We start from the raw sequence: 13,271 nt of genomic DNA on the forward strand, positions 1-13,271 counted from the left end.
AACGAGACCAACCTTGCCTCCTGAATAGACAGCTGTCAAGATAGACGCATGTCTAAACAACCGGCACCCAACGGGCTCGTGGCGGACCTCGTGGACGATGCCGGCGGTTGCTGTACGCCGATCAGTGAGTCCGCGCTCGACCCGGCCCAGGCGATCGAGGGCGCGACCGTCTTCAAGGCGCTCGCCGACCCGATCCGGCTCCGGCTGATGTCGATCATCGCCTCGGCCGGCGACGAGCTCTGCGTCTGCGACATCACCCCGCGGTTCGACGTCAGCGGCCCGACCATCTCCCACCACCTGCGCGTACTGCGCGAGGCCGGCCTGGTCGACTGCGAGCGCCGTGGCACCTGGGTCTACTACTGGCCGATCCCCGACCGCCTCCAGTGGCTCTCCAGCCTTCTGGCCACGCCCGTGAACACCCCGGAAGAGTCCAGAGTGATCAGAAGGTCTCGCTGACACCTTCTTCGGCGGTGACCAGAGCATCGATCGCGGCGAAGAAGCGAGCGATGCCGGGAAGGTTGCCGCCCTTGACGCGGGAGGCGGCGAAGTCTTCGGACGTCGCCCACTCGACGATGTCCAGCCACTCGCCGTCCGGCAGGCGCACCAACTGCGCGCGGATGAACCCGGTCCGGTCAGCCTCGAAGTCCTTCAGCATCGCCGGCCGCGAGGCGAGCAGTTCGCCGGTCTTCTCGGCCGCCACCTTGAACCGGGTCAGTTCGATCGTGCTCATCGCCATCCCCACTAGTCATTGATCCTGATAGTCACTATCAATGACTATATCCTGCATCAGCGATCAGGAGTTGGGAAGGGCGAGGTGCAGCAGTGGGTAAGGCTTGCCGAGGCCGTCCAAGGCTGAGCGCCCGACCTGGTGGAAGCCCTCGTGCAGGTAGAAGCCGACTGCCTGCGGGTTCTGCTCGTTGACGTCGACAGTGGTCGCGCCGAAGACGGAGACAGCGTGCTGGAGCAGCAGCCTCCCGCCGCCCTGACCGCGGACGGCCGGATCGAGGAACAGCATCTCGACCTTGTCCCCCTCCACCCCGACGAAGCCGACCAGCAGCTCGTCGTCGTCCCGCAGTACGGCGAGGTGCTGGATCTCGCCGAAGGAGGCGTGCACCAACGGACGGAACAGCGCGATGTCCGCATCGGTGACGAAATCGTGCGTCGCCCGGACCGACGCCTCCCACACCTGCGTCGCCCGGTCGTGCTCGTCGTCCCGGATCTGCGTAACCCTCACCACAACCTCCTGGTCAGCCCTCCCCCGTGACGGTAGAACGGCAGCCCGGGCCGCGCGACCGGATTAGCTCTCCAGGTTGGTGGCGGCCCAGCCGGCGATGTCGTCGCGGCGGATCGCGGCGGCCATCAAGTCGGGGAAAAGGTCCGGCGTGCAGGCGAAGGTCGGGATGCCCAGCTCGGCGAAGGCGGCCGCGTTGTCGGCATCGTAGGACGGGGTGCCCGAGTCGGCGAGGGCGAGCAACGCGATCAGCTGGACCCCGGAGTCCACCAGCGAACGAGCCCGGCGAAGCAACTCCTCCCGCGAGCCACCTTCGTACAGATCGCTCACCAGCACCATCACCGTCTCCGCCGGGCGGCTGACCAGCCCCTCGCAGTACGCCAGGGCGCGGTTGATGTCAGTACCGCCGCCGAGCTGGGTGCCGAAGAGTACGTCGACCGGGTCGTCCAGCTCCTCGGTCAGATCCACCACCGCGGTGTCGAAGACGACCAGGCTGGTCCGCAGGGCCCGCATCGACCCCAGTACTGCGCCGAACAGGCTCGCGTAGACGACCGACTCCGCCATCGACCCCGACTGGTCGATCGCCAGCACCACGTCGCGTTGCACGCTGTGGTTGCGCCGGGCATAGCCGACCAGCCGGTCCGGCACGATCGTGCCGAGCGAGGGCGAGAAGTGCTTCAGGTTGGCGCGGATCGTCCGGTCCCAGTCGATGTCCGAGTGACGCGGCCGGGCGGTCCGGCCGGCTCGGTCGAGCGCACCGGTCACGGCGGCCCGGGTCCGCTCGGCCAGGCGTTCCTCGAGCTCGACCACCACCCGGCGGACGACGTCGCGGGCGGTCTGCTTGGTCTCCTCGGGCATCACCTCGTTCAGGGCCAGCAAGGTGCTGACAAGGTGGACATCGGGCTCGACCGCGTTGAGGAGCTCGGGCTCCATCAGCATCCGGGTGATGCCGAGCCGCTCGACCGCGTCGCGCTGCATCACCTGAACGACCGTGCTCGGGAAGTAGGTCCGGATGTCGCCCAGCCACCGAGCCACCCGCGGCGCCGACGAACCCAGTCCGGCCGATCGCTTGGTCCCCGGCTCGCCCCGCTCCGCGTCGTACAAAGCGGCCAGGGCGGCGTCGACGGATCTGTCGGCAGCGGACAACGTCGTACCGGTCTCCGGGTCGGCCTCGCTGCCGAGCACCATCCGCCAGCGGCGCATGCGTTCGTCGTCGGACACGATCACACTCCCAGCAATCGCGCCACGACGGGCAAAACGGATGCCGCCAGCAACGAATCCAGTTCGTTGTCATCAGCAACCACCATCGCGGCCGGATCACCCAGCGCGCGGGCCCGGTCCCCGATCGACCGGCGCTCCGGCGAGGCGAAGGTCCCGAAGGTACGCCGGAGCAGCGGCAACGCCTCCAGGAACGCGTCGTCGGGGATCGCGGTCAGCCACGAGTCCACCAACGCCAGTAGGCGTTCGTCGTGCACCAGCAGCAGACCACCACCAGCCAAGAACCCCTCGACATACCCGGCGGCATCGGCGGTCGGCGTACCGGGAGAGAGCGCCCGGCCCAACCGGAGCGCGACCTCGGCAGTATCCAGTCGCGAGGTATCGAGCATCAACCGGGTCAGCCGTCCGGCGATCAACGGCGGAACGGACGACCGACCGCTCAGTCCTTCCAGTGTCGCCAACCACTCGAGCCGGACGGCCTCGTCGAGCAAGGCGGTCGCATCCTGCACCCCGTCGATCAGTTCGAGCACCGATGCCGCAGCCTCGGGATCCAACCCGTGCACGGTTCGCCCGAGCCCGGCGCACACCCGAGAGACCATCCGGCCGGCGACCAATCCCAGTCCTTCGGCAGAGCTTCCACGCACATCGCCATACCGGGCGGATCGCGCCAACGCAGGCAGCGCCGCCATCAGGTGACCGACGTCGGCATCCTTCGCCGCCCTGGTGTCGACGCCCTGCAGCAGAGCCGGCAACGCCTCGGCCAGGTCAGCGAGCAGCGACCGCTCCAGCGCAGATGTCACCTCAGCCAACGTGGACGACTCGTCGGCGACGCGCAGCATCACCGTCGTCGCAGCACCGAGCACGGTTGTCCCATGGGCGCCGGCGGCCACGAGATCGACCTCCAGACCGGGATCCCAGCTGAGCGTCCAGGTCTCGCGGAACGTGCCCTGGTTGCGCCGTTCGTCCGCGGTCGGCACGCCCCAGTCGATGCCGAGAATCCGCAACCGGTGCAGCAACCTCGACTTCTCCAGGTCGTTCGGCTTCCGCAGGTCGAGCTCCACCACGCGTTCGGCGGTGTCCCGCTTCAACCGCAACCGCCTGGCCTGTGCGGCAAGATCCGCCGCCACCGGCGCTTGCGGAGTATCACCCGGTACTGCGCCGAGCAACTCGCCCACCACAGCCTCACGAGTGACCAGGTCGAGCAGTACGTCGTTGCCGCCGCACATGACCGCCCGGGTGGCCTCCGTGACCTCGCTCAACCCGGCGAGTGGTCGCTCCCGTAGAGCAGCCAGGGCTTCCGCCAGCCGGACCGCCTCGATCACGTGAGCACTCGACACAGGGAGGTCCTCGGCCCGCAGTACGCGCGCGACCTTGCCGAGCCAGCGCGCGGTGATCTGGTCGGGCGCCGTGAACAGATGGTGGTACCAGCCGGGCGAGGTGACTCCGGCGCCGTACCCGCTGGAGCTCGCGAGCCGGCCGTGCGTCCACGGCACCCAGGTGCAGGCGACCTTGCGTTTGGGCAGTCCCTTGAGGATGCGTGCGTCATGAGTTGCCGGGGGCAACGGTGCTTGCAGAGCAGGCACATGCCAGGCACCACAGATCACGGCGATCCGCTCGAAACCCTCACGCAGCGCCTTGCGCAGAACCGTGCGCATGTAGGCCTCGCGCTGCGCCTCGCGGCCGATCGCCGTCTCGTCCCGGCGCAGCTCGCCCATCGCCTCCCCGATCACCGTGAAAGGCTCGGCCCCGTCGCGCCGATGCTCGATCACGTCGTCCCACCAGCGTTCGGGATCGTCGTACCCACCGGCCGCGGCCAGCGTCGCCAGCGGATCCGCCGACAGCCCCCGCCGCTCCGAGCGATCCGAGCTGCCGAACTGGTACGCCGCCGGCAGATCGCAGAACCGCACCGGTACTACGGCCGCCAGCGCGTGCCGGATCGCCTGCCATTCGGGGCTGAACACCGCGAACGGCCAGAAGGCGGCCCGGGTCGAATCGTCCACCGCATAAGCGAGCAGCGCCACCGGCGGCACCATCTCGTCGGACGCGGCGAGCTCCACCACCTTGTCGGCCTCGGGCGGTCCCTCGATCAGTACGACGTCAGGCTGCAACTCTGCGAGGGCAGCCGCCAGCGCCCGGGCCGAACCCGGTCCGTGGTGCCGGATCCCGAAGAGGTGAACGGTCATCCGGCGATGTCCCTGCAGGCCCGGTAGAAGTCGGCCCAGCCGTCCCGCTCGCGGACCACCGTCTCCAGGTACTCCGACCAGACCACGCGATCCGCCGAGGGATCCTTGACCACGGCTCCGAGGATGCCGCCCGCCACGTCGTTCGAGCGCAGTACGCCATCGCCGAAGTGCGCGGCGAGGGCGAGACCACCGGTCACCACGCTGATCGCCTCCGCGGTGGACAACGTGCCGGACGGCGACTTCACCGCGGTCCGGCCGTCCTCGGTCCGCCCGGAGCGGAGCTCGCGGAACACCGTGACCACGCGGCGGATCTCGTCCAGCGCGTCGTCCTGCTGAGGCAGTTCGAGCGACGTCCCGAGCTGCGCCACCCGGCGCGACACGATCTCCACCTCGTCCTCGGCAGAATCCGGCAACGGCAGCACGACAGTGTTGAAGCGCCGCCGGAGCGCGCTCGACAGTTCGTTCACGCCCTTGTCGCGATCGTTCGCTGTGGCGATGACGTTGAATCCCTTGCGCGCCTGGACTTCCGTGCCCAGCTCGGAGATCGGCAGCGCCTTCTCGGACAGGATCGTGATGAGGGCGTCCTGGACGTCGGACGGCATCCGGGTCAGCTCCTCGATCCGGGCGATCTTCGCGTCCGCCATCGCCCGGAACACCGGACTCGGCACCAGCGCCGCCTCACTGGGGCCCTGGGCAATCAACTGCGCGTAGTTCCAGCCGTAGCGGATCGCCTCCTCGGCGGTGCCCGCGGTCCCCTGCACCAGCAAGGTGGAATCCCCGCTGATGGCCGCGGCGAGGTGCTCGCTGACCCACGTCTTCGCAGTACCCGGTACGCCGAGCAGCAGCAGCGCGCGATCCGTCGCCAGCGTCGCGACGGCGACCTCCACGAGGCGCCGCGGTCCCACGTACTTCGGTGTGATCTCCACCTCTCCCGCCTTGCCACCCAGGAGATACGTCACCACCGCGGCCGGGGACATCCGCCAGGCAGGTGGCCGCGGCCGGTCGTCCGCGACGATCAGCGCGGCCAGCTCCGCCGCGTACTCGTCCTCGGCATGCGGGCGCAGGACTGCAGGGCTCACGGTCATGACAGCTCCTCGTACATCTCACGACGGAAGATCAGGGTCTCGACAAGGCGCCGCCGCCAGGTGTCTTCCTCACCGGTCGGCTCACGAGTGATCGGATGGTTCAGTACGTCGGCCGGTACCGCGCGCGCGGCGATGCTCGCCAGCCGGGCCCATCTGCGGGCCGGCCCCAGCTTCGCCAGCTGGTCGAGGACGAAGATCGCCAGCGGCGCCGGCCACGGCACAGGCAGTCCGCCGACCAGGTCCGCGAGGTCGATCCTTGCCCGCAGCAACTCGATGGCGGACACCCACTCCTCAGGTGGCAGAATCCGCAGCAGCTCGGCGGTCCGGTTGTCGGTCGTGGCGTTCGTGGTTAGCAAGGCGCGCGCCCAGTCGGCCGATCGCTCGCGCACGGCCGCCTCCGCCCAGGCGACCTGAACGACCTCCGGGGCACACCCTTCGACCGGCATCCCGAGCTGCTCGAGCTTGGAGGCGGACAGCGGCGCGGCGGCAAGGATCTGCCGAAACCACCAGGCCCGCTTACCAAGCCCCTCGTGCGGCTGCGGGTCGATTCCGTCCCGCAGCATCGACGAGTCCACCCTAGTCGGCAGAGTGACCGCGATGACCCCCTGGCTGACCGTCAGATGGGACCACACCCGCTGCGCCATGCGTTCGCCGTACTGCGAACCGGGGATCCGTGCGAGCAGGGTCGCCGCGGCCCGGCGTACCTCCTTCGAGCGGTCGTCGAGGGCGGTCTCGCAGAACTCCTCGTCGGCCGGCGACAACTGCTCGGCCAGCAGCCCGAGGAAGTCCAGCCGGGTAGCGGCGGGTTCGGTCGGCCAGACCTCTTGGAGCGCCTCGAGCGCAGCAGCGGGATCGCGGCGACGCAACGAGCGCAACCAGCTCCGCCGCTGCAGGGCGTTGCCATGCGTCCAGATCGCCAAATCGTTGCCCTCGACAACCGCATCGTGCAGGAACCGCCAGTCCGGGTTGAGATCCGCGAGCCAGCTCGCCCGTCGCCCGGCCGCCGCGATCACCAACGGCCGGTACTCCGCGCGGTTGCGCGCGTAGTCGGCCAGCGCGGGAAGGTGCTCCGGCGGGACACCCCAGCCTCGTTCGTTCGCCGCACGCAACCACTCGCCGAGTGCGGCTGTCTGGAAGCCGGTGAGCATCGCGGCGAGCCTGCGGATCGCAACGGGTCTGGGGAGCGGACGGTCTTCTCCCACCGCAGGCTCCAGCGGCGTGAGACCTTCGAGCGGCGTGCGGCCGGCTCTTTTGTAGAGGGTCGCCAGCGCGGCGGCATCGAGTAGCCCACCTTCGCCCAACTGCTCCTGGATCTTCTCCGGCAACTCCTCGAACCGCGGCGGCCGCCGCTCGGTCCCGAGCAACGCCGAACTGACCAAGCCATCCCAGCCCCTCATGACAGGATCACCGGCCGATCGCCGTCCCAGCACGTCATCGGCTTGAACCCGGCGCGATTCCACTCGCCGGCCACCGTCACGGGATCACCCGCCGAGACCGCGAGCAGCTTCCACAGATCCACTCCCGGCAGTACCTCCAGCGCGTCACCCGCCTGGTCCACGAGCGCCCAGTTCTCGCCGTTCTTGGCCGGACGCACGTCGGCCAGGACCAGCGGCCAGCGTTCGTTCCACGGATCCGCCGCCAGCGACTCGACGTACGACGCCAGTGCCTGCTTCGCGTTCAGGCCACCCGGCCTCGGGGACGGCAGGCGGGGTGCCGTCTGAGTGAGAAGTGCCCGCATCGGCAGTGCGCCCGGGTAGAACGACAGCACGCCGGGGACAAGCTCGCCCGGACGGGCCGGAAGGGGATCCAGTTGCCGCCCGGCCGGCGCGAAGTTGAGGATCAGCGCGAGCCTGCCGGTGGTGACCCCGCGCAACCACAAGCGCCGTACGGTCAGGCGGTCGTCCGGCTCGATCACCCGGCCGAGGACGTGCCAGTCGTCCTCGACCTTCTCCCCTTCGGCGAGGACCCGGGCGGTCTCGACGGTCCAGCCGATCCTCGACTGCACAGTGTCGGCCAATGCGGGTGGCAACTCGCCGAGCCTGCCGTGGGCGGACACCACCAGGTGGATGAGGGACAGCTCTTCCAGGAGCTCGCCCGGCCAGCCGTGGCCGCGCCCGACCACCCCGGCGGCTCGGCGTACGGCTCCTGCCACGCCAGGCGCCTGCGCGTCCACCATGCGCGCGGCCAGGCGGCTCAGCTCGGAGTACCCGCGCTGCTCGAATCCGCTCAACCCTCGGCGTACCTGGTCGTCCAGCCAGCTCTGCAGCTCGGCCATGCCCGCGGAGACCCGATCAGCTCGCCGGGATGCCCGCTGCTGGGCAGCCAGCGGGTCCGCCACCTCGCCTGGCTTCTTCTCAGCCCGCTCCGCAGACCGCTCGGCCCGACCGGCGCGCTCCGCCAGCCAGCCGGACACCCAGTCAGGTTCTTCAGCCGGTGGTACCTCGCCGGTCGCCCACAGCAACAGCAGCCCCAGAGCGTGCTTGCAGGGAAACTTCCGGCTGGGGCACGAGCACTTGAACGCAGGCCCAGCCAATTCGACGACCGTCTGATACGGCTGCTTCCCACTCCCTTGGCACAACCCCCAGACCGCCTGCTCAGAAGCGCCGGCACCGGCCCACTTAGCCCCCCGAGCCTGCCCCTGCCCAGCCTTGGCCGAAGCAGCATCCGGCGCCAGCGCCAGCACCCGCTCCAATTCCCATGCCACCCCGAGAGCATGCCACCTGACGCCGACAGCCCAACAAACCCGCCACCACACCCTGCACCCGAGGGCCGCCGCCCGCGCCGACGACGCCCAGTTGTAGGGACCTCGGACACCCCGCAGAGACCTCGAACAGGCTATTTCGCGTACAGGGCCCCGACTGGCTACCCAAGGCCCCACCTTGTGCACCGGCTGAGTGGCCGGATCCCCGGGATCTGCTCAGTTCGTGCACAAAGTGCCGCAGCCCGGTGACGGAACCACCTCCGTCTTCAGGACGGGAGTTTCCGGGTGTCGATCAGGCGCTGGGCGACGTCGCGGAGCTTGATGTTGTTGTCCTGGGAGTAGCGGCGCAGGACCGCGAACGCCTGGTCGCCGTCGATGCCGAAGCGCTCCATCAGGATGCCCTGGGCCTGGCCGATCAGCTTGCGCGCGTCGATCGCGTGCCACAGCGAGGCTTCCTGGCGCGCGTTCGACAACGCCACCGAGGCGTGCCGGGCGAGGATGTGCGCGACCGCGTCGTCGTCGGCCTCGAACGCGTAGGGCTCGGTGTTGAACAGTTGCAGCACGCCCAGCGTCGAGCCGCTCGTGTGCAGCCGGACGGTCAGCACACTCCGCAGACCGAGCGCCGCGACCTTCGGACCCCAGACCGGCCAGCGATCGTCGCTCTCGGTGTCGGCGATCAGGACGGTGTCGCGGTTCGCGAGCACAGCAAGCGAAGGGCCCTCGCCGCAGTCGAGCTGGAGCTGGTCGGACTGTTCGACCAGCGGATCGGTGACGGCGATGGTTTCGAAGTGCCGCCCGCGCTGCGCCAGGGCTACGCCCGCATGGGTGCAGCTGACCGCTTGCAACGCGAACTGGACGACCGCCTCGACCGTCTCGTTGAGACCCGTCTCCTCGTGCAGCTCGACCGCCAGCCGGGCGAAGACGTCCGCGACGTCCGCTCCGTCATCCCTTACGTCCACCGAGCCACCTCTCGTCCGGATCGCTACTGCGGGCAGGCTGCCCACCCACTTCCGATTATCGTCGGTCGGCCCGCGGCGTACACGCCAACCTCGTTGCGCTCTCAGGCATCGACCCGCACCGGCAGCAGCCGTACCGCGTTCTCCGTGGTCCTGGCTCTCCAGCCCTCAGCCGCGGGTGACGCGTCCAGGGCCGCCACCTGCTCCGCGATCGCCTCGTTCGGGGTGAACCCGTAGTCGCTGCCGTACAGCAGGCGATCCGCCCCTGCGACCGCATCGAGGATCGGCAGTTGCCCCGGCACCGGCGTACCGGCGACGTCGTGCCAGAGATTCCGCAACTGGGAACTGACGGCGGGCAACTCGTCTACCGGAGCGGTGGAGTAGGTGTGCCGGAAGAGATCCAGGCGATCACCAAGCAGCGGCAAGACGTCGCCGGCATGGGTGACGATGAACCGCACGTTCGGGTAGCGGGTGAAGATCCCGGTCAGTGCCAGGTCGGCCACCGCCCGGGCTTCGTCGAAGAGGAACTCGATCATCGGCCGGGGGCGGTCCAGCGCGACCTGTCGCCACTGCGGCGGGGAGGTCGGGTGCAGGAAGACCACCGCGGACCGCGCATCCAGCTCGCGCCAGAGGCGATCCCAGGACGGATCTCCGGGGTACTGCCCGCCCGCGTTGCTCATCAGTACGACGCCGTCGGCGTGCAGGCTGTCGTAGGCGTACTCGAGCTCCACCAGCGCGCCGTCCACGTCCGGGAGCGGCAGGCTCGCGAAGAACCCGAACCGGCCCGGGTGGTCCTCGCCCAGGTCGGCGGCCGCCTCGTTCATCCGGCGGGCCAGCACCTGGGCCCGGAAGTCGTCCCCGAAGTGCACGCCCGGGGACGACACCGAGAGCACCGCTTTGGTGATCCCGGTGTCGTCCATCAGGTCGAGCTGCCGACGGACGTTCCACTCCGGCCACCCCGGCATCCCGTCCGGGCGGAGGTGTCCGGCCCGCTCCGCCGCCGCGACGTACTCCGGCAGCAGGAAGTGGGCGTGGACGTCGACCGTCGGTTGCATGGTCACGCCGTCGGGTGCAACAGGTCGTCCAGCTCGACCCGGCGGAGGAACTCGGTCCGGACCCGGTCGGCCACCGCGTTCACCACGGCCGCGCCGTCGTCGGACGGGTCGATGTGGACCCGGAACGGACGCTTGCCCTTCTCGGTGTCGACCACGGTCACGATCGCCTTCGCCACCTCGGCCACGTCGGCCCACTCCGGCTCCAGCTCGCGCAGCTTCTGCGCGACCTGGTCCATCAGCCCGGCGTACCGGGTCTCGTAGGCCGCGACGATGTCTGCGTCGGCCGGCTTGCCGCTGTGCGCGAAGTGGTTCGTGCCGTGGGTGAAGGAACCCGGGACGACGATCGTGCTCTCGATGCCGAACCGCGCCACCTCCAGCGCGTAGCTGACCGCCAGCGCGTCCATGGCCGCCTTCGCCGCGAAGTACGGAGCCAGGTACGGCGGGGTGCCGCCGCGGGTGCTGGAGCTTCCTACCCACAGGAGCAGGCCGTCGTGCTGCTCGCGGAGATGCGGGAGAGCCGCGCGGTTGAGGCGCTGTGTGCCGAGCACGTTCGTGTCGTAGAGGTCGGCCAGCTGCTCCGGGGTGAAGGCCTCGGCCGGGCCGGTGACCATGTGGCCGGCGTTGTGGATCAGGACGTCGAGCTTGCCCTGCTCCGCGAGCACCGTCTGCACTGCCTGCCGGGTGGACTCGTCGGAGCTGACGTCGAGCTCCACGGTGCGAAGGTCGACCTTGTGCTCGTCGGAGTACTGCTTGGCCTCGGCCGCGGCAGCCGCGTTCCGGCCGGCGACGTCGCGCATCCCGGCGTACACGGTGTGGCCGGCATCGGCCAGAGCGTGCGCGGTGAGGGCGCCGAAGCCACTGGAAGCACCGCTGATCAGGATCGTCTTGCTCATCTCAGGTCTCCACTTTCTCGGGAATCTGGCATGGGGGTGTCCGGCGGTGGACGCCGCCCAGGTTTTTCGGAGGATGTGCGCCGGCCACGGTTCGCCGGTGGGTCAGGCGGCCAGGCCGCCGGGGTGGTTCGAGGCTCAGGCGGCGGAGCCGCCGTTGGCGTAGATGACCTGGCCGTTGATCCAGCGGGCCGGGCCGGCCAGGAAGGCGACGATCTCGGAGATGTCCTCGGGCTGGCCCAGGCGCTCCAGCGGCGGCTCGGCGGCGATCCGGTCGATCAGCTCCTGCGGCTTGCCTTCGAAGAACAGCGCGGTCGCGGTCGGGCCGGGGGCCACCGCGTTGACGGTGATGTCGCGGCCGCGGAGCTCACGGGCCAGGATCAGGGTGATCGCCTCGACGCCACCCTTGGTCGCGGCGTAGGCCGAGTAGTTCGGCCGGGCGAGCTTGGTGAGCGAGCTGGAGATGTTGATGATCGAGCCGCCGTTGCGCAGCCGGCGGGCGGCCTGCTGGTCGACCACGAAGGTGCCGCGCAGGTTGGTCCGGACGACACTGTCGAAGACCGCGAGGTCGAGGTCCACCAGCGGCGCCAGCGGCATGATGCCCGCCGCGTGGACGATGACGTCCACCCCGCCGAAGGCTTCCTCGGTCTGGTCGAACAGGCTCGCCACGGCGGTCTCGTCGGCGACGTCGGCCCGGATCGCGATCGCCCGGCCGCCCGCCTGCTCGACCTCCTTGACCGCTTCCTCGGCCTCGGCCTGGTTGCCGGCGTAGTTGATCACGACCGCGTAGCCGTCGCGGCCCAGGCGGGTCGCCGTCTCGCGGCCGATGCCCCGGGAACCGCCGGTCACGATCGCGACCCGCTCGGTGGTGGTGTCGTTCTGCGTCATCGCCCTTTGCTCCTTCAGATCAGGTGCTGCGTTTCTTGCTGACACCTAGATCCTGCTCCGGGCGATGCATCAAGTCCAACGACTCAAGTCGATGGGTGGATCAGTTTTGGTGATCCATCAGATCGCGGCCCGGCTCGGTCCCCTCGGGGTGCCGGAGATGCGCGGTGACCAGGCCGAGCAGCGCGCGCAGGGCGGCGGTCGGTTTCCGCTTCCGCAGCGTCGCCATGTAGAGCGACCACTGGAAGGTGTGGTCCGAGATCGGCACCGCGCGGATCCCCTCCATTCCCGCCACCGCGTAGCCGGGCAGGATGCCGAGGCCGACGCCGTGCTGGACGAACTGGACGCCGTTGTCGATACCGAGCGCCTCCACCACGACCTGCCGCTCGATCCCGGCCGCCTCGAACTTCTGGTCGATCAGCGTCCTGGTGCCGAAGCCCGGCGGGAAGTCCACGAACGCCTCATCCGCGAGCTCGACGAGGGTGATCGACCGGCGCCGGGCCAGCCGGTGACTGGTCGGAACCGCCAGCACCTGCGGCACCCGGAGCAGCTCCCACGCCGTCAGCTCCCGCGGCACACTCCCCTCGGCGACCCCGAGGAACCCGACGTCGATGTCCCCGTTGCGCAGCCCGACGACGACGCCCGCCGATCCCTCGGGCTCGACCCGCAGTTGCAGCTCGACGTTCTGGTGGCGCCGGCGGAACTCCCCGGCCGCGGCCGGCAGGTCGATCAGCCCGAGCCCGGGCAGCAGTCCGACCCGCACCGACCCACGCATCCCCGCGCCCAACTCGTCGACGACATCACGCGCGCCCTGGACCGCGTCCATCACCGCGAGCGCCTCGGGCAACAGCGCAGTACCGGCTTCGGTCAGGACGACGCGCTGCGCACTCCGCTCGAACAGGGTCACCTTCAGATCCCGCTCCAGCGAGGCGATCGCCGCACTCACCGCGCTCTGCACCACATGCAGCCGCCGCGCCGCCAGCGTGAAACTCCGCTCGTGCGCCACCGCTACGAAGTACTCCAGTTGCCGCAACTCCATCCCCAGAGTCTGGCATCCCCCTCACGAC

At 69.7% G+C, this 13,271-nt stretch carries 13 protein-coding genes and 1 pseudogene; 1 reads left to right on the top strand and 13 read right to left on the bottom strand.

The annotated features are described in order from the left end of the window. Positions 1-48: 48 nt before the first annotated feature. The gene (locus EV644_RS17535; RefSeq protein WP_132189324.1) at positions 49-456 is read left to right on the top strand and encodes an ArsR/SmtB family transcription factor; all 408 of its coding nucleotides are present in this window, start codon (positions 49-51) and stop codon (positions 454-456) included. Here the strand turns inward: EV644_RS17535 and EV644_RS17540 are convergent. From EV644_RS17540 to EV644_RS17595, 13 genes and pseudogenes are all read right to left on the bottom strand, one after another. Next, positions 440-730, bottom strand: a complete 291-nt coding sequence (locus EV644_RS17540) for a hypothetical protein (protein WP_132189325.1) — start codon at positions 728-730, stop codon at positions 440-442. The two genes, EV644_RS17535 and EV644_RS17540, sit on opposite strands and share 17 nt — an antisense overlap. A gap of 63 nt (positions 731-793) precedes the next feature. Further along, entirely contained in the window at positions 794-1,234 is a 441-nt protein-coding gene (locus EV644_RS17545; RefSeq protein ID WP_132189326.1) for an acetyltransferase, read from the bottom strand. Positions 1,235-1,297: 63 nt separating this feature from the next. Further along, positions 1,298-2,452: a VWA domain-containing protein gene (locus EV644_RS17550; RefSeq protein WP_439649171.1), complete on the bottom strand. Its 1,155-nt coding sequence runs from the start codon at positions 2,450-2,452 to the stop codon at positions 1,298-1,300. Positions 2,453-2,454: 2 nt separating this feature from the next. Then, the gene (locus tag EV644_RS17555; protein ID WP_132189328.1) at positions 2,455-4,632 is read right to left on the bottom strand and encodes a DUF5682 family protein; all 2,178 of its coding nucleotides are present in this window, start codon (positions 4,630-4,632) and stop codon (positions 2,455-2,457) included. Further along, entirely contained in the window at positions 4,629-5,717 is a 1,089-nt protein-coding gene (locus tag EV644_RS17560; RefSeq protein WP_132189329.1) for an ATP-binding protein, read from the bottom strand. Before EV644_RS17560 ends, EV644_RS17555 begins: the two co-directional genes overlap by 4 nt. Continuing rightward, complete coding sequence (locus EV644_RS17565) at positions 5,714-7,114, bottom strand: DUF5691 domain-containing protein (RefSeq protein WP_132189330.1); 1,401 nt, start codon at positions 7,112-7,114, stop codon at positions 5,714-5,716. Before EV644_RS17565 ends, EV644_RS17560 begins: the two co-directional genes overlap by 4 nt. Next, positions 7,111-8,130, bottom strand: coding sequence for an SWIM zinc finger family protein (locus EV644_RS17570; protein WP_242001022.1), 1,020 nt, complete (start codon positions 8,128-8,130; stop codon positions 7,111-7,113). Before EV644_RS17570 ends, EV644_RS17565 begins: the two co-directional genes overlap by 4 nt. Before the next feature lie 45 nt (positions 8,131-8,175). Further along, positions 8,176-8,604: pseudogene (locus tag EV644_RS47775) on the bottom strand (SWIM zinc finger family protein); the annotation flags it as partial. 80 nt (positions 8,605-8,684) lie between these two features. Further along, a complete protein-coding gene (locus tag EV644_RS17575; protein ID WP_132189332.1) occupies positions 8,685-9,377 on the bottom strand; it encodes a GAF and ANTAR domain-containing protein in 693 nt (230 codons plus the stop codon). A 101-nt stretch (positions 9,378-9,478) separates the two neighbouring features. Next, positions 9,479-10,429 carry an amidohydrolase family protein gene (locus EV644_RS17580; RefSeq protein WP_132189333.1) on the bottom strand — a complete coding sequence of 317 codons (951 nt, stop codon included), beginning with the start codon at positions 10,427-10,429 and terminating at the stop codon, positions 9,479-9,481. Between the two features lie 2 nt (positions 10,430-10,431). Next, the gene (locus EV644_RS17585) at positions 10,432-11,322 is read right to left on the bottom strand and encodes an SDR family oxidoreductase (protein WP_132189334.1); all 891 of its coding nucleotides are present in this window, start codon (positions 11,320-11,322) and stop codon (positions 10,432-10,434) included. Between the two features lie 135 nt (positions 11,323-11,457). Further along, complete coding sequence (locus tag EV644_RS17590) at positions 11,458-12,207, bottom strand: SDR family oxidoreductase (protein ID WP_132189335.1); 750 nt, start codon at positions 12,205-12,207, stop codon at positions 11,458-11,460. 100 nt (positions 12,208-12,307) lie between these two features. Then, positions 12,308-13,243, bottom strand: coding sequence for a LysR family transcriptional regulator (locus EV644_RS17595; RefSeq protein ID WP_132189336.1), 936 nt, complete (start codon positions 13,241-13,243; stop codon positions 12,308-12,310). Positions 13,244-13,271 lie beyond the last annotated feature (28 nt).

The sequence above is a fragment of the Kribbella orskensis genome, from assembly GCF_004342085.1.
GTDB lineage: Bacteria > Actinomycetota > Actinomycetes > Propionibacteriales > Kribbellaceae > Kribbella > Kribbella orskensis.